This is a genomic window from Streptomyces sp. NPDC003300 (genome assembly GCF_040610915.1).
Lineage (GTDB): Bacteria > Actinomycetota > Actinomycetes > Streptomycetales > Streptomycetaceae > Actinacidiphila.
On sequence record NZ_JBEXNE010000004.1, the window covers coordinates 286,382 to 300,435 of the forward strand.

Genomic DNA, 14,054 nt, shown 5'->3' on the forward strand with positions numbered 1-14,054 from the left:
GTCTTGACGGCGCAGGCCGTGTCCTGCCGGGCTCTGCCGGGGTGTACGGCCGCGCCGCAGGTCAGCGGGGCGGCGCGCGAACGATTACGGCAGCCGGGTGAGCGGGGGCGGGCTGGTGTCCGGGGGCCCGGCGTCAGGGGCGCGGAGGCGCGGCGGGCTGGCGTCGGGGTCGCGGGGTCGCGGCGGCCTGGCGGCCCGGCGGCCCGGCGGCCCGGCGGCCCGGCGTCAGGGTCGCGTCAAGACCGCGGGCGGGGGCGTCAGGGCCACGTCAGCGGTCGGTACGGGGCCGCCGGACGCTCGTAGCGTCGGAGACATGGGATACGGCGAGGCGGTCGAGACGGCGCGGTCGGGGGCTTCCCCGGTGTCGGCCGGGCACGCGCGCGCGGCCGGGCACGGGTACGGGCCCGCGGCCGGGTACGGGCACGGGCCCGGTTCGGCGTACGGACGCCCGCGCCCGCGCGGCGCCGCGCACGTATCAGCGCACGTATCCGCGTACGGGCGGCTGCCCGGTCAGGTGCGCGTCCATCGGCCCGCGACGGCGTACGACCACGGATGGCGCGCCGGATTCCGGGTCGCCCTCGGGGTGGCGGGCGGCCTGCTCGCGGCGCTGACCGCGGCGGACTGGGCGCTGGGCACCCTCGACCCCGTGCGGGCCGCGTTCTGGACCGCGCTGGCCGCCGCCGTCTTCGGGGCCCTGTGTCCGCCCCTGGTCACGGCGGGTGACGGCTGGCTCCGGGTGCGGGGCGTGCTGCGCGGCCACCGCGTCCGTACCGACCGCCTGGTCCGTATCCACCTCTTCCCCGGCCGCACCCCCCGGCTCGTCCTCATCGACGCCGAGGGCGGGCGCGCCGCCTTCGACCCGCGCGTGCTCGCGGCCAACCCCGGCCTGTGGCGCCTGCTGGAGGCGGGCGGGCGGCGGTCGTACGGCAGGGGGCTGCTGGTCGCGGGGCTGCCGGTGCTGGACGGGCTGGCGGCCGAGGCCGCAGGGGGCGCGGGGCGGGAGCCGGGACCGGAATCGGGTGCGGAATCGGGTCTGGAATCGGGTGCGGAATCGGGGCGGGTGCCGGGTCCGGGGTCGGGCGGCGGGCCGGGCCGGTCGGGTCGCGGCTGATCCGGGGTGCGGACCCGGGGCAGGCGGGGCAGGCTGGTGTCATGGACACTCCGCCGATCACCGTGCACCCGCCGGGCCCCGGCGGCGGGCGGCGGGTCACCATCCGCGGCACCGACGTGGGCCGCGCCCACCGCATAGCCGACCTCGTCGAATTCCTCCGCCGCGCCGGTCTGGACGACATAGAGGTCGAGGAGACCGACCTGATCCAGTGGGTCGGCGGCGACGCGGACACCTGGTCGTAGCCGATACGAGGCCGTCGGCCGTACGACCCACGGCGCACGTGTCGGTGCGGGTAGGTTCGGACCCGGCGTAACGCCCAACGGGGGCGTCGGCGACATCCTGGAGGACCGGGCCGGTGTCAGAGCGAGTCGAGCGCAATCAGTTAATCATTGACCAATTCCGCGCCAATGGAGGGCAGTTGGGCGGCGGAGGTCTCCCTCTGCTGCTCCTCACCACCACCGGCGCCCGTACCGGCCGCCGCCTCACCTCCCCGATGGCCTACGCCACGGACGGCCCGGACCTCGTCGTCTTCGCCGCCAACGGGGGCCGTCCCACTCACCCCAACTGGTTCTACAACCTCCGCGCCGACCCCGCCGCCCACGTCGAGGTCGGCACCGAGTCCTTCGACGTCACGGTCACCATCACCGAGGGCGCGGAGCGCGACCGGCTCTGGGCGCAGCAGTTGCGCGCGGCACCGTTCTTCGCGGACTTCCAGCAGCGTGCGGGGCGCACGATTCCGGTCATCACGTTGAGCCGCTGAGCCGCTAGGGCGCTGAGCCGTTGGCCCGCTGAGCCGTTGGCCGCTGGATTTCGGGCCCGCGCCGCCGAGGCCCGACGTGCGTCCTTCGGGGTGTTCCGTGATCGCCGCCGCTGCGTGTCAGTTCCGGCGGTGGCTCGTTGACCAGGGCGTGGCCCCGCGAATATGCGGCGGGCATGGTCGGTGTCAGCGGCGGGACTCGGTCCCGGACCAAGGAGGAACGTGATGGGCGCAGAGGTGCGGGACATGGTCGGCGGCGTGGGCAAGCTGGGTGCGCGGGCCGCCGTGCTGGGCGCGGTCGCGGGAGCGGCGCTGCTCCCGGCCGGTGTCGCGCACGCGAGCGTCCTCGGGGTCGGCGACGCGGTGTTCGGCAACGCCTGCGTCAACCAGGACCACGGCGTACGGTCGGCGGGCGCGACGGTCGCGGGCAGCGGGGTGGGCGGCGGCAACCAGACCGGTCTGCCGCTCAGCCTGCCGCGCAACCACTGCGGCGGCAGCGGGATCGTCTGCACCGCCGTCTTCATGTCGTCCGTCTGACCCGGGCGGGAGCGGCGGAGCGGCGAGCGGCGGCCGGTCGGATGACGGCAACGGCGGGCACAACGGTGGTTACGGTGGCGGGCGTTGGTACGGGCGTGGGTACGTGCGCTGCGCCGGGTGTCGGTACGAGTGTGGCCGCGAGTGCCGCGCCCGGCGACCGGGCGGTGGCCGAACTGCTCGCCCTCAGCGGGCAGGCGCTGCCGTCGCTCCGCCGGTGGGCGGCCTCGGAACCGGACTGCGGCCTGGCCCGTGCGCTGCTCACCCTGGCGACCGGCGACGGCCTCGGCGACGCGGAGCTGAAGGCGGAGTTGGCCGTCGCGTACCGCGACGCGCAGGCGGCCGGCGAGCGCCAGGCGAGCGTGGTGTACGGCGTGTTCCTCTTCACGCACCGGCAGTACGCGCTCACCGCGGACCACTTGGTGGCGCACTTCGCCCGGTGGCCGGCCGACGAGGTCGCCGGGCTCATGCTCGGCGCCTTCGCCGCGGACGCGGACCCGGCCGGACGCGCGCGGGGCGAAGCCCTTGTCGAGGAACAGGCCGCCGTCGCGGGCCCCGCCAACTGGCCCTGGACGAGCTGGCTGGCCGCCGCCCGAGCGGAGCAGGGGCGGGTACGCGACGCCCACCGGCTCGCGGTACGCGCCCTGGAAATCTGCCCGCGCTCGGGCGTCGCCGCCCACGCCCTCGCCCACGCCGAGCACGAGTTGGGCACCGGGCGGGCGGGCACGGAATTCCTCGACGCCTGGCTCGCGGCGGACCCGCGCGCGGTGCAGTCGCGCCATCTCACCTGGCACGCCGCGCTCCACTCCATCGCCTGCGGCGACTTCGCCGACGCCCGTCGCCGCGCGGACGCGGCCCTGTCCAGGTCCGACGTCGGCATGCGGGCCGCGACCAACTGGCGCCTGCTGCTGGCCGGACAGGAACCGGCCGGGCGCAACGACCGCGCGCACGTACGGGAGTTGCTGGCCGGACCGGGCGGCATGGCGGAGGTCTTCCACACCTTCAACCTCGCCCTCGCCCTGGCCGTGGAGGCCGCGACCGACGACCTGCACGCCCTGGCCCGCCGCGCCGCCGCCGACCCGCGCACGGAGTTCCGCGACGTACTGGCCCCGGTGGTACGGGCGTTGGCGGAGATCACCGCGGGCCGCCCCCGGGCGGCGGCCGACCTCCTCACCGACCTGGGCGAGGCGGCGGACCGGATCGGCGGGGTGCGCGTGGAGCGCGAGATCATCCACGACACCCTCGCCCGCGCCCTCGCGGACGCCGGAGAACCCGCCCGCGCCGCCGCCCTGCTCCACGACCGCGTCGCGGCCCGCCGCCACCACGTATACGAAGACCTTCTCCTTACGCCGGGCGGCCCGGTCGTCTCCGCTGACCCGGCGGCCGACCGCCGATCGCCACCTACTCCGGCGTGACCGCCACACCGCCGACGGCGTACCCCCGCGCCGTCCGTGGCCGTCCCGTCCGCCCCGGCGGCCGACCGCACCTCGCCCCGCGCGTCCCCGTGCGCCGCACGCCTGGCCGTGTCCCGGTGGCCTTACGCGTGCGTGCGCGCCACGCCCAGGGTGGCTCCGATCGGACGGCCGCACCAGCCGCGCGGGTGCGGGCGCGGGTGCGCCCCGTACGTCGGCGAGGCCCGCGTACTGGTGGCCCGTCGCGGGTGGCGACCCACCGTTTGCCCGCGCACCCGCGTGCGCGACGCGCCACGTACGTCGGTGCGGCCCGCATACCGGTCGGTCTCACGCGTGGTCACGTACCCGCGACCGGGCCTCGTGGCCGTGAGCGCCACGCGCCCACGTACCCCCGCCATGCCGCTCATCGCCGGGCATCAAGCCCGGCCCGCCCCGACTTCTTCGGAGAGTTACATGTCCGCTGCCCACTTGATCGTCGTGTCTTTGCCGGGCAGTGGGACGCCGGTGGTGGCCGGGATCACCGGCGCGCTCGGGTATGCCTCGCTCGGCACGATGAGCGGAGATCAGTCGGCCGGGCCGCGGCAGCCCGGTCCTGGCGAGGTGTATTCGCTGCTCACGGCCGCCTACGGTCCCGAGAAGGCCGCCCGCCTGCTGAACCCGAATCCGAGTCCGAACCCGAATGTGGAGCCCGCTTTTCACGAGGCGGTCAGCGCCCTGTGGCGGGTGTGGTGGACGCGTTTGGGCCAGCCGGTCACGCACGGCTCACCCGTGGACCCCGGCGCCGAAGCCCGGCTGGCCCGGCTGCCCGCCGCCGAACTGCTCGATCTGCTGCCGGGCAGGGGCTGTTGGTACGTCACCGGCCTGGACCTGCGCCGGGCCGACGCCGACCTTCTGCGCGTCTGGCACTCCGGCGGACGGCCGCCGATCGTCTTCCACCACCGGGACATCCGCGACCGGATCATCAGCCAGATCCGCGCCCTCACCCGGCCCGAGGGCCAGGTGGGCTCCCTGCCGGAACACCTCGTCTACCGCGACATCCTCACCGCCCTGCCGACGCTGGACGCCCGTATCACCCTCGCGCTGACCGACCCCGGCTTCCCCGGCATGCACGAGGCCCGCCGGAGCCAGTGGCTCCTCCGCCACCCGGCGGTCTGCGTGATCACCGACGAGGAACTCGCGGGCCCCGCGCGCGAAGAGGCACTCGCCCGCCTCCTGCGCGCGACGGGCCACACGTCCCTCCCGGCCACCGCACTCCCCCCGCCGGCCGCCCCCGGCGACGTACCGCCGGACACCGGCCGCGCGCTCTTCACCCCCGCCCACGACCGGCTCCTCCGCCTCCACCACGGCGACCTCCTGCCTCCCCTGGACGCGGCCACGTCCACGAGGTGAAGGCCGCCGTGCGCTCAGGTACTTGCTCGGTAGTGGCCCGGGCACGTCCCCGATTCCGCGCCGGAGGCGTCAGGTGCCGTTGACCAGGCGGATGTAGCGGACCCAGTCCCAGTTGGGTCCGGGGTCGGTGTGGTCGGTGCCGGGGACCTGGACGTGGCCGATGATGTGGTCGCGGTCCTTGGGGATGCCGTACTTGTCGCAGATCTCGGCGGTGAGGGCGGCCGAGGAGTGGTACATCGCGGTGGTGAAGTAGGCGGGCTGGTCGACCCAGCCCTCGTGCTCGATGCCGATGCTGCGGGTGTTGTAGTCCCAGTTGCCCGCGTGCCAGGCGACATCGCGCTCGCGGACGCACTGGGCGATGGCGCCGTCGCCCGAGCGGACGACGTAGTGGGCCGCCGCCGCGTGGGAGGGGTCCTGGAAGAGGCTGATGGTGTCGGTGAAGGACTCCTGGGTGACGTGGATCACCACGAGGTTGATCGGGTAGGTCGAAGTGCGGTTGGACGCCGTGTAGTTGCCGGAACTGGCCGGGGTCCAGGAGGCCGACGGGTAGTCCACGGTGGCGGCCGACGCGCGGCCGATCCCGGACGTCAGGTCCGCCGTGACGCCGACGGTGACGGCGGCCCCGAAGGCGAGGGTGCCGCGCAGCAGCGAGCGCCGGGTGGGCGTCTCCGCCGCGAGCGGGACCCCGGCGGGGGTGCCGGGTATGCGCCCGGGTGAGCCGGTGGGTTCGGCGCCGGAGACGACCCCGGACGGGACCGGGACCCCGGACACGACCCCGGACGTACCCGTGGACGTAACGCCGGGCGTGCCCCCGGACGTACCCGTGGACGTCACGCCGGGCGTGCCCGAGGCGTCGACTTCGCGCCCAACCTGGCCGGATTCACCGGCCGGGCTCAACGGGCTTGACGGCGCGGGTACTTGGGGGTCGCTGGGGCGTGCCATGAAAAGCTCCCTTGGGCGTCATGGAGAGGACGAGTGCATGACAGAAGTACGGGGCCTGCTCATGGTGGGGTCCGGGTGCGTGACCTGCCAAGCGATTCGCGAATTGGCAGAGGTCCACACCGGTGGCGAGACCGCGGCGGCCCCGTCGCCGCCCGTTGCTTGGCTGCCGGACCCCGGCCGTCGGTCGACGCCGTACACAGCCGTGCACACGGAATCGGCGCCGCGCCCTGACCGTACGTAATCGAACCGTCCCCCTGTGCATAACAACTGACACACGCTCACATCACTACCCGGCCACATCCGGTGCCGGGTTTACCCGTATCGCGCACTCCGTGACCGTTTGGTTCCCGACGTCAACTCTTTGATTCGGCTTGGAAAACGACCCCGGCTCTATTAACGTTCGATAACGCAGCGCGGTTGTCACCACCGCCACAGAGGCGGCACCGCGCGCTTGCCGAATCCCGTCCGCGGGAACCGGGGACCCGCCCTCCTGCTCGCCACACCCTGGCGTACGGGAGGGGTCCAATGGGGTGAATCGGGCAGCATCCAGGCCCGTAGGAGACCTTCCTGCTCCGAACCCGTCAGCTAACCCGGTAGGCGACAAGGAAGGAAAGGAGTGCGCCCGCGTGGCGTCCAACCAGCCTGCCTACGCTCCCGCCCCGGCGGCCCCAGCGGCCGATCCCCCCGGCGAGTGGGACGACTGGAATTCTCCAGGGGATTCCGCCGCCTCTGCCGAAGCCACTGCTTCTGCTTCTGCTTCTATCTCTGCCTCTGTCGCTGCCCCTGCCGAAGCCGCCGCGTACGTCGCGGCCCAGGGCGACCCCGGTGCCGCGAGCGCGCAGGGCGGATACGGCGCGTACGGCGTTCAGGGCGCGAACCGTCACCGGCTTCCGCGCCAGCGCTCCGTCGGCTCCGTGGCCCGTGGCTCGACCGTCCTCGGCGTCGCCGCGATGGCCGCCGTAGGGGCCGGGGGCGTGGCCGTCGCGGCCGACGCCGTACCCGCGCCCATAGCGGTCCCGGACCTGCCGGAAATTCCCGACTCCCTTGACCTGCCCCCGAGTTCGACCGGGGTCTCGCCCGCCGGTTCCCCCGGCGTCTCGGCGCTGCCCACGGCCGGTGACTTCTTCGGCGCGGCGGTACGGGACGTGTCGGCCCCCGACACCTCCGTGAGCACGGCCGCCGATACGGCCACGGCCACGGACTTGGCTCCGGACCCCGACTTGGCTCCGCCCACGGACTTGGTTCCGGCCACGGACTTGGCGCCGGTTTCGACCACGGCTCCGACCACCGTCGTGGCCGCCTCCTCCGTCGACGTCGCGCCGTCCGCCGCCCCCGTGCCCACCGACCCCGGTGAGGCCCTGCGCGCCCGCATCATCGACGAGGCCACGCGGCAGCGGGACGCCGCCGCGCGGGCCGAGCGCGAGGCGGCCGAGAAGGCGGCGGCCCAGCAGGCCGCCCGCGAGGCCGCCGCGCAGAAGGTACGCGAGCAGGCCGCCGCCGCGAAGGCCGCGGCGGAAGCACAGGCCAAGGCCGATGCCGAGGCCGCCGCCAAGGCCGAGTCCGAGCGCCTGGCCCACCTCGCGGTCTCGTACCTCAAGCCGCTCGCCTCGTACACGCTCACCGACAGCTTCGGCGAGGCCAGTTCCCTGTGGGCCAACACCCACTCCGGCCAGGACTTCGCCGCTCCCACCGGCACCCCGGTGCACGCCATCCACACCGGTACGGTCACCTCGGCCGGGTGGGCGGGCTCGTACGGCTACCGCGTGATCCTCACCCTCGATGACGGCACCGAACTGTGGTACTGCCACCTCTCCACCATGGTCGTCACCTCCGGCGAGGTCATCACCGGCGACACCATCGGGCGCGTCGGCGCCACCGGCAACGTCACCAGCCCCCACCTCCACCTGGAGGTCCGCCCCGCCGCCGGGGCCGCCCCCATCGACCCGGCCGTCTGGCTCCGCGCCCACGACATCGCCGTCTGAACCATCCGGGACGGTCCCGCTCCACCCGGGACCGCTCCTCCGGTTAACCCCGACGGCCCTGGCGCTCCCCCCCGACGCCAGGGCCGTTGGCATGCGGCCGGTTCGGTCAGCCCTTCCGGTCCAGCGTCGCCGACAGCACGGCGATACCCGTCCCGCCCTCGTCGAACTGGCGCAGGACATCCGCCAGCGTGGCGGCGGCATCGGTGTGCTCGATGACGAGCAACGGCTGCGCGCCGTCGTCCTGGACCGCCGGCACGAAGTCGGTGACGATCTCGCCCCGCAGCAGCACCAGACGGTCGGCATCGAGCGGATCGCGGGCCAGCCCGGCGAGGTGCGTCCGCAACTCGTCCGTCTCGCCCAGATCGGCGTCCAGCACCGCGTGGTGCGACAGCACCGTCACGGCCAACCGCTCGCCGATCCGCTCATAACGCGCCGAGAGGTCGTCCGGCAGCAGATAAAAGACGCCCTCCTCGCCCTCGTGCCCCCGGTTCAGCAGCAGACGGATCATCCGCTCCGCCGGGTCGGGCGAGTCCAGATCGAGGTCCAGAATCACTTCCACGCCGTCCGGATCCACCGACGGGATCGCGCCGATCCATATCCGCGCCGACCCGGAACCGGCGGCCCCGCCGCCGGTCGTGACATCGTCGTCGTCCATGCGCGGCATTCAAACACGCGGCTCTCAGCCGCCCGGGCCCGTCACGGCCGGGGCGTGGTCTCAGGGGCGACGGCGATGTCGGCGTCGGCCCGCGACCGCCCTGGACGGGGCGCCCGCGTCGGCGTTCATACGCGCGGCTCTCAGCCGCGTCGGCCCGTCACGGCCCAGGACGCGGCGGCCACGCCACCGGCGACGGTGAAGACGGCGGGCCAGGCGCCGAGCTTGCGGGCGAGAGGGTGCGAACCCGCGAAAGCGGCCACGTAGACGGTGGTCAGCGTCGTGGCGACCGCCGGTCCCGAGCGCGCGTGCCACTCGCGGGCCGCGAGCGTGCCCGCCGCCGCGAGGGCCACGCCCCCAAGGGCCCGCTTCCGCGTCCACCGGGCCACCCCGTAGCCGCCGATCAGCCCGCCCGCCGCCACCACACTCGCCGGAACCCCAGCCATCCCGTCCTCCTCCTCACGCACCAACCCCGAAGCCTTGCCTCCGAGGCTAACCGCCCCTCGTCCGCCCCCTCCGCGAGGGGGTCCACGACCAGAGGCGGCGAGTCGCCCTGTCCGGTGTTTGGGGACGGGAGCCGGGGTTGGCGGGTGTGCCAGAGGCGGTGAGTCGGCCCGTCCGGCGTTTGGGGACGGGAGCCGGGGCTGGCGGTGTGCCAGAGGCCATGAGTCAGCCCGTCCGGCGTTTGAGGACTAGCCCCAGCGGCAATGAGCGCCCACCCGTCGGCCACGCCCCACCGTCCGGCACCCGAGGGCGGATAGGGGACGGTTCCCCGGGCGGGACCCCTGCCGCCCCTACCCTCGGGGAATGACCGACGCCGACCTCCGTACGGAGGGCCGCCCGGAGGGCCGTACCGAGGGCCGTACGCCCCGCGACTGGGCCGTGGACGCGGCCGCGCTCTGCTTCGCCGTACTGGTCGGCATGGTGGTGTACGGCGTCGCGGCGCAGCACGAGGACCGGCCGGTGTGGATCCAGGCGGTCGACCTGCCGCTCGGCGCGCTCGCGTGCGTGTCGCTGTGGTGGCGCAGGCGGTACCCGATGGCCGTGGCGCTGCTGGCCGTACCCGCGTTGGCGCTGTCCAACAGCGTGTTCGGCGCCGGGATGGTGATCACGGCGAGCCTGGCGCTGTACGAGCCGCTGCGCCGTTCGCTGCCGGTGCTCGGGCTGTTCGTGGCCGCGTCGGTGCCGGACGCGCTGCTGCTGTCGGACCCGCACGGCACCGACTGGACGGCGGCGGCCTTCTCGGTGGCGTACTACCTCGTCTCCTTCGCCTCGGGCAGCGCCCTGCGCAGCCGACGCCAACTCCTCGTCCGGCTGCGGGAGGACGCGGTACGCGAGCGCGCCGACCACGCGCGGCGGCTCGCCGACACCCGCCGCGCCGAACGGACCGCCATCGCACGGGAGATGCACGATGTGCTGGCGCACCGCATCTCGCTGCTGTCCGTGCACGCGGGCGCGTTGGCGTACCGGACGAGGAGCGCCGGCGGCCCCGCGCTGGACGCCGCCGAGATCGAGGCGAGCGCCCGCGTCATCCGGGACAACGCCCATCAGGCGCTGGAGGAGTTGCGGGAAGTGCTGCTCGTGCTGCGGACGGAGGACGAGGGCACGGCCGCGCCGCAGCCACGGCTAGCGGACGTGGCCGTGCTGGTGGCCGAGGCGCGGGCGGCCGGCCAGGACGTGCAGTTCCACGACGACGTGGACGCCGCGCTCGCGTCCGACCTGCGCCCGCAGGTCCAGCGCACCGCCTACCGCGCGGTGCAGGAAGCGCTGACCAACGCCCGTAAGCACGCGGCCGGTTCACCCGTGACCGTACGGCTGAGCGGCGCGCCCGGCGCGGACCTCACCGTCGAGGTGACCAACCCGCAGGCGTACGAGGCGACTTCGGGGCCGCCGCGCCCGCTCCCCGGTTCCGGCACCGGTCTCGTGGGCCTCGGCGAGCGCGTCGCCCTGGACGGCGGGACCCTCGAACACGGCCGCGCTGACGGCGTGTTCACCGTACGGGTACGGCTACCGTGGCCCGCGAGATCAGCGCGTGATCCACGGCAGCGGGGGAAGGGCGAGGCGTGAGGGGCGACGGCATGATCCGGGTACTTCTGGTCGACGACGACCCGCTGGTGCGCGCCGGGCTGAAGATGATGCTGCGCGGCGCCGACGGCGTCGAGGTCGTCGGCGAGGTGGGGGACGGCGCGGCCGTACCCGGGGCCGTACGGCAGCACGGTCCCGACGTCGTCCTCATGGACATCCGCATGCCGGTCATGGACGGCATCACCGCCACCCGCGCCCTCACCGGGCGCGACCCCGCGCCCCAGGTCATCGTGCTGACCACCTTCGGCGCCGAGGACACCGTCCTGGAGGCGGTACGCGCGGGCGCGGCGGGCTATCTGCTCAAGCACACCGAGCCGGAGGAGATCGTCGAGGCCGTACGCCGGGCGGCTCGCGGCGAACCCGTCCTGTCGCCGTCCGCCGCCCGTGCCCTCATCGCCCACGCGGCTACCGGGTCCTCTTCCCGCGCCGACGCCGCCCGGCAGCGGCTCGCCGACCTCTCCGAGCGCGAGCGCGATGTCGCCCGGGCCGTCGCCGAAGGGCTCTCCAACACCGAGATCGGCGCGCGGCTGCATGTGTCGGTCGGGACGGTCAAGGCGCATCTGTCCAGCGCGCTGGGGAAGGCCGGGGTCGAGAACCGGATTCAGCTCGCGTTGCTGGCGCATGACGCGGGGGAGGAGTGAGGGGGCGGTGCTCGCGGCGGTCCCGTCCCGTAGCGCCTCCGGCGGGGATGCGGGCCGGTGGGTGTACGGGGCCGGTCGGTGGGTGTACGGCACGGGCCGGTCGGTGGGGTGACGGGTCTGGCCGGTCGGACCGCGGGTCTGGCCGGTCGGCCGAGGCCGTGAACGGGGCGGGTGCCTAGCGTCGGAGGTATGCCTTCCGACGACGCAGTACGGACGTCTTTGCCGCGGGCCGCCGCTTCCGCCCCGGACCCGGGGGCCGAGGCCGGCCGGGGGACCGTATCCGACCCTGGGGCCGACTCCCGGCCGGGGACCGTATCCGACCCCCGGACCGTATCCGCGTACCGGCCGCCGGCCGACCCGCGCCCGCACGACCGGCGCCCGCATGACCCGCGTCCGCAGGACCGGCGCCCGTATCACCGTCTCCGGCTCGCGGTGGCCCTCTTCTTCCTCTCTCCCCTGATCGGGGAGTTCCTGCTCGGCAACCAGCCGGTCACCGCGCTGCCGTCCGTCCTGATCCTCGCGCCGATGTACGGCGGCGGCGCCGTACTGATCCGCGAGTGCGCGCGGCGCCTCGGCCGGGGCTGGCCGACGATGATCGTGCTCGCGGCGGCATACGCCCTGGTCGAGGAGGGGCCGATCGACCAGATGCTGTGGAATCCGCACTACGGCGGGTTCGACATGGCGGGCGCGTACGCGGGGACGTACGTGCCGTTCCTCGGGACGAGCGTCGGGATGATCGAGGACGTGCTGTCGATCCACACGGTCTGGAGCGTGTGCGTGCCGATCGCGATCGTGGAGACCTTCGCGTGGGGCGGCGGGCGCGCGGGACGGGAGATCCGGCCGTGGCTGGGCAACATCGGCCTGCCGCTGGTCGCCGCGGCCTTCGTCGCCGACTCGCTCTTCCTCGCCGTCGCGCAGCAGCACAGCGAGCACTTCATGGCCTCGCCCGCGCGGCTCATCGGCTGCGGCGCCGTCATTCTCGTACTGATCGCGCTGGCCTTCACGCTCCCCGCCCGCCCGGCGACCCGCCCGACGGCCCGTACGCCCCGCCCCTGGCTCGTCGGCGCCACGGCCTTCGCCGCCACGTCCCTCTACTGGGCGCGCGGCGGCCTGCTCCCCTCCGGCGTCCCCGACTGGACCGACCCCGCGCTGTGGCTCCTGGCCGTCGCCGCCTTCGTACGCCTCGCGCTCCGCTGGTCCCGCGGCCCGGCGTGGTCCGCCGCCCACCGCTTCGCGCTCGCCGCGGGCGCCGTCCTCACCTACGCCTGGGTCGGCTTCACGCAGTCCTCGACTCTCGACGTCTCCCTGTCCCTGGCCCTGACGGGAAGCGCCGTCTTCGCCCTCGCCGCCCTCGTCCTCCTGGCCGCCGCCGCCCGCGCCCTCACGCGCCGCGCAACTCCCGGTCGCCCCGCCCCCAGAAACGCCGGTACACCCGCCGGGCCAGCAGCGGACCGAGAATCCACAGCACCCACGCGTGCGTCGTCGCGAAGAACACCGGAATGGACAGACCGAACCCGACGATGACCCCGTACGACCCCTCGTTCCCGTCCACCCCGGCGCCCGTCCCCGTGGGGTTCAGCGTCTTCAGGTAATACGTCAGGGCGAGCAGCGTGACATTCGCCAGCACCTGCAACAGCGCGTAGAAGCCCCACCGCAGCGCATGCGTGGCGACGGTGTCGTGCCCCTCCTCGATCAGCATCTTCGTCGCGAACGGATTCAGGATGATCATCATCAGCCACACCATGTTGATCTTCCGCAGCCGCGTATCGACCCGCAGCGCCGTCCTGAACACCCTGTGGTGCTCGCCCCACGCCATCGCGATCACCACGAAACTGATCAAAAACGCCAGGTAATGCCCGTCATCCGCCCGCACCGAGTGCCAGAACTCCGACACATCGTGCCCCTCCGGCACCGGCAACTCCAACGCGAGCAACGTGATGGCGATCGCCACCACCGCGTCCGAAAACAAAATCAGCCGCTCCGCCGCCCGCGTCTCATGCCCTTGCTCGTTCTCCGAAATATCCGTCTCCCCACACACCGCGACGCCCCAAAGACCCCGCACTCACCACTAAAACCGCCCCAGTAGACCACCCCACCCCACCTCCCACAGTGCGATGCCGCACCTACGCAAGGAGGGGTCAGTTCGTCAGAAGTGCGCGGAGAGCCGTCGGGGTCCGCCACGGCTCCTCGGGGCTTGCACTGCGGTGGCACATGCGGTGGCAGTTCGAGCAGAGCAGGGCGAGGTCGTCGAGCGACGTGGTGGTCTCCCCGGAAACGTGGAGCGGGAGCGTGTGATGACCTCGATGTAACCGTCGCCAAGGCTGCCGTATGTCTCAGCGAAGCTGAAGTCGCACGCTTCGCAGCGCAGGCTGCCGCCGGCTGCGAGCACGGACTTGATCTTCCTGGCCCGGAGCTTCGGATCCCGCTCCCTCGCGTGGTGGAGCCGAGCGAGCAGCCGGCCTTCCGGCGCGGCTTCGTCGTCTGGATCCGGTGGCTCGGCAGGGAGCTGAAACGGACCGTTGACGGCTACATTCCGAATCCGCTCGGCG

Annotated in this window: 14 protein-coding genes, 1 pseudogene and 1 riboswitch; of the genes and pseudogenes, 10 read left to right on the top strand and 5 right to left on the bottom strand. The window is 73.8% G+C overall.

The window, feature by feature from the left end; translation table 11 throughout:
• The first annotated feature begins 313 nt into the window (after positions 1 to 313).
• From ABZX65_RS08420 to ABZX65_RS08445, 6 genes are all read left to right on the top strand, one after another.
• Positions 314 to 1,111: a hypothetical protein gene (locus ABZX65_RS08420; protein ID WP_355336245.1), complete on the top strand. Its 798-nt coding sequence runs from the start codon at positions 314 to 316 to the stop codon at positions 1,109 to 1,111.
• Between the two features lie 41 nt (positions 1,112 to 1,152).
• Positions 1,153 to 1,353 carry a hypothetical protein gene (locus tag ABZX65_RS08425; RefSeq protein WP_355336247.1) on the top strand — a complete coding sequence of 67 codons (201 nt, stop codon included), beginning with the start codon at positions 1,153 to 1,155 and terminating at the stop codon, positions 1,351 to 1,353.
• A gap of 113 nt (positions 1,354 to 1,466) precedes the next feature.
• Positions 1,467 to 1,871, top strand: a complete 405-nt coding sequence (locus tag ABZX65_RS08430) for a nitroreductase/quinone reductase family protein (RefSeq protein WP_355336249.1) — start codon at positions 1,467 to 1,469, stop codon at positions 1,869 to 1,871.
• 222 nt (positions 1,872 to 2,093) lie between these two features.
• The gene (locus ABZX65_RS08435) at positions 2,094 to 2,405 is read left to right on the top strand and encodes a hypothetical protein (protein ID WP_355336251.1); all 312 of its coding nucleotides are present in this window, start codon (positions 2,094 to 2,096) and stop codon (positions 2,403 to 2,405) included.
• A gap of 131 nt (positions 2,406 to 2,536) precedes the next feature.
• Entirely contained in the window at positions 2,537 to 3,817 is a 1,281-nt protein-coding gene (locus ABZX65_RS08440) for a hypothetical protein (protein WP_355336253.1), read from the top strand.
• A gap of 450 nt (positions 3,818 to 4,267) precedes the next feature.
• Positions 4,268 to 5,203 carry a hypothetical protein gene (locus tag ABZX65_RS08445; RefSeq protein ID WP_355336255.1) on the top strand — a complete coding sequence of 312 codons (936 nt, stop codon included), beginning with the start codon at positions 4,268 to 4,270 and terminating at the stop codon, positions 5,201 to 5,203.
• Positions 5,204 to 5,272: 69 nt separating this feature from the next.
• On the opposite strand, the gene ABZX65_RS08450 is transcribed toward ABZX65_RS08445, so the two are convergent.
• Positions 5,273 to 5,908 carry an N-acetylmuramoyl-L-alanine amidase gene (locus ABZX65_RS08450; RefSeq protein ID WP_355336434.1) on the bottom strand — a complete coding sequence of 212 codons (636 nt, stop codon included), beginning with the start codon at positions 5,906 to 5,908 and terminating at the stop codon, positions 5,273 to 5,275.
• 679 nt (positions 5,909 to 6,587) lie between these two features.
• Positions 6,588 to 6,760: riboswitch (cyclic di-AMP (ydaO/yuaA leader) on the top strand.
• Between the two features lie 299 nt (positions 6,761 to 7,059).
• On the opposite strand from ABZX65_RS08450, the gene ABZX65_RS08455 reads away from it, so the two are divergent.
• Positions 7,060 to 8,127: a peptidoglycan DD-metalloendopeptidase family protein gene (locus ABZX65_RS08455; RefSeq protein WP_355336257.1), complete on the top strand. Its 1,068-nt coding sequence runs from the start codon at positions 7,060 to 7,062 to the stop codon at positions 8,125 to 8,127.
• A gap of 106 nt (positions 8,128 to 8,233) precedes the next feature.
• On the opposite strand, the gene ABZX65_RS08460 is transcribed toward ABZX65_RS08455, so the two are convergent.
• Both ABZX65_RS08460 and ABZX65_RS08465 read right to left on the bottom strand, forming a co-directional pair.
• Positions 8,234 to 8,782, bottom strand: a complete 549-nt coding sequence (locus tag ABZX65_RS08460; RefSeq protein ID WP_355336259.1) for a hypothetical protein — start codon at positions 8,780 to 8,782, stop codon at positions 8,234 to 8,236.
• A gap of 140 nt (positions 8,783 to 8,922) precedes the next feature.
• Positions 8,923 to 9,225, bottom strand: coding sequence for a hypothetical protein (locus tag ABZX65_RS08465; protein ID WP_355336261.1), 303 nt, complete (start codon positions 9,223 to 9,225; stop codon positions 8,923 to 8,925).
• Positions 9,226 to 9,586: 361 nt separating this feature from the next.
• On the opposite strand from ABZX65_RS08465, the gene ABZX65_RS08470 reads away from it, so the two are divergent.
• From ABZX65_RS08470 to ABZX65_RS08480, 3 genes are all read left to right on the top strand, one after another.
• Positions 9,587 to 10,846 carry a histidine kinase gene (locus tag ABZX65_RS08470; protein WP_355336263.1) on the top strand — a complete coding sequence of 420 codons (1,260 nt, stop codon included), beginning with the start codon at positions 9,587 to 9,589 and terminating at the stop codon, positions 10,844 to 10,846.
• Between the two features lie 11 nt (positions 10,847 to 10,857).
• A complete protein-coding gene (locus ABZX65_RS08475) occupies positions 10,858 to 11,505 on the top strand; it encodes a response regulator transcription factor (RefSeq protein WP_355336265.1) in 648 nt (215 codons plus the stop codon).
• A 432-nt stretch (positions 11,506 to 11,937) separates the two neighbouring features.
• Complete coding sequence (locus tag ABZX65_RS08480; protein WP_355336267.1) at positions 11,938 to 13,029, top strand: hypothetical protein; 1,092 nt, start codon at positions 11,938 to 11,940, stop codon at positions 13,027 to 13,029.
• Positions 13,030 to 13,228: 199 nt separating this feature from the next.
• Here the strand turns inward: ABZX65_RS08480 and ABZX65_RS08485 are convergent.
• Together ABZX65_RS08485 and ABZX65_RS08490 are read right to left on the bottom strand one after the other, a co-directional pair.
• Positions 13,229 to 13,567, bottom strand: a pseudogene (locus tag ABZX65_RS08485) (TMEM175 family protein); the annotation flags it as partial.
• 76 nt (positions 13,568 to 13,643) lie between these two features.
• Positions 13,644 to 13,835: an HNH endonuclease gene (locus tag ABZX65_RS08490; protein ID WP_355336435.1), complete on the bottom strand. Its 192-nt coding sequence runs from the start codon at positions 13,833 to 13,835 to the stop codon at positions 13,644 to 13,646.
• Between the last annotated feature and the right edge of the window lie 219 nt (positions 13,836 to 14,054).

Excerpts from the sequence above, each read along its gene's own strand:
- ABZX65_RS08420 (WP_355336245.1), top strand. The coding sequence starts at position 314 with ATGGGATACGGCGAGGCGGTCGAGACGGCGCGGTCGGGGGCTTCCCCG.
- ABZX65_RS08425 (WP_355336247.1), top strand. The coding sequence starts at position 1,153 with ATGGACACTCCGCCGATCACCGTGCACCCGCCGGGCCCCGGCGGCGGG.
- ABZX65_RS08435 (WP_355336251.1), top strand. The coding sequence starts at position 2,094 with ATGGGCGCAGAGGTGCGGGACATGGTCGGCGGCGTGGGCAAGCTGGGT.
- ABZX65_RS08445 (WP_355336255.1), top strand. The coding sequence starts at position 4,268 with ATGTCCGCTGCCCACTTGATCGTCGTGTCTTTGCCGGGCAGTGGGACG.
- ABZX65_RS08460 (WP_355336259.1), bottom strand. The coding sequence starts at position 8,782 with ATGGACGACGACGATGTCACGACCGGCGGCGGGGCCGCCGGTTCCGGG.
- ABZX65_RS08465 (WP_355336261.1), bottom strand. The coding sequence starts at position 9,225 with ATGGCTGGGGTTCCGGCGAGTGTGGTGGCGGCGGGCGGGCTGATCGGC.
- ABZX65_RS08470 (WP_355336263.1), top strand. The coding sequence starts at position 9,587 with ATGACCGACGCCGACCTCCGTACGGAGGGCCGCCCGGAGGGCCGTACC.
- ABZX65_RS08475 (WP_355336265.1), top strand. The coding sequence starts at position 10,858 with ATGATCCGGGTACTTCTGGTCGACGACGACCCGCTGGTGCGCGCCGGG.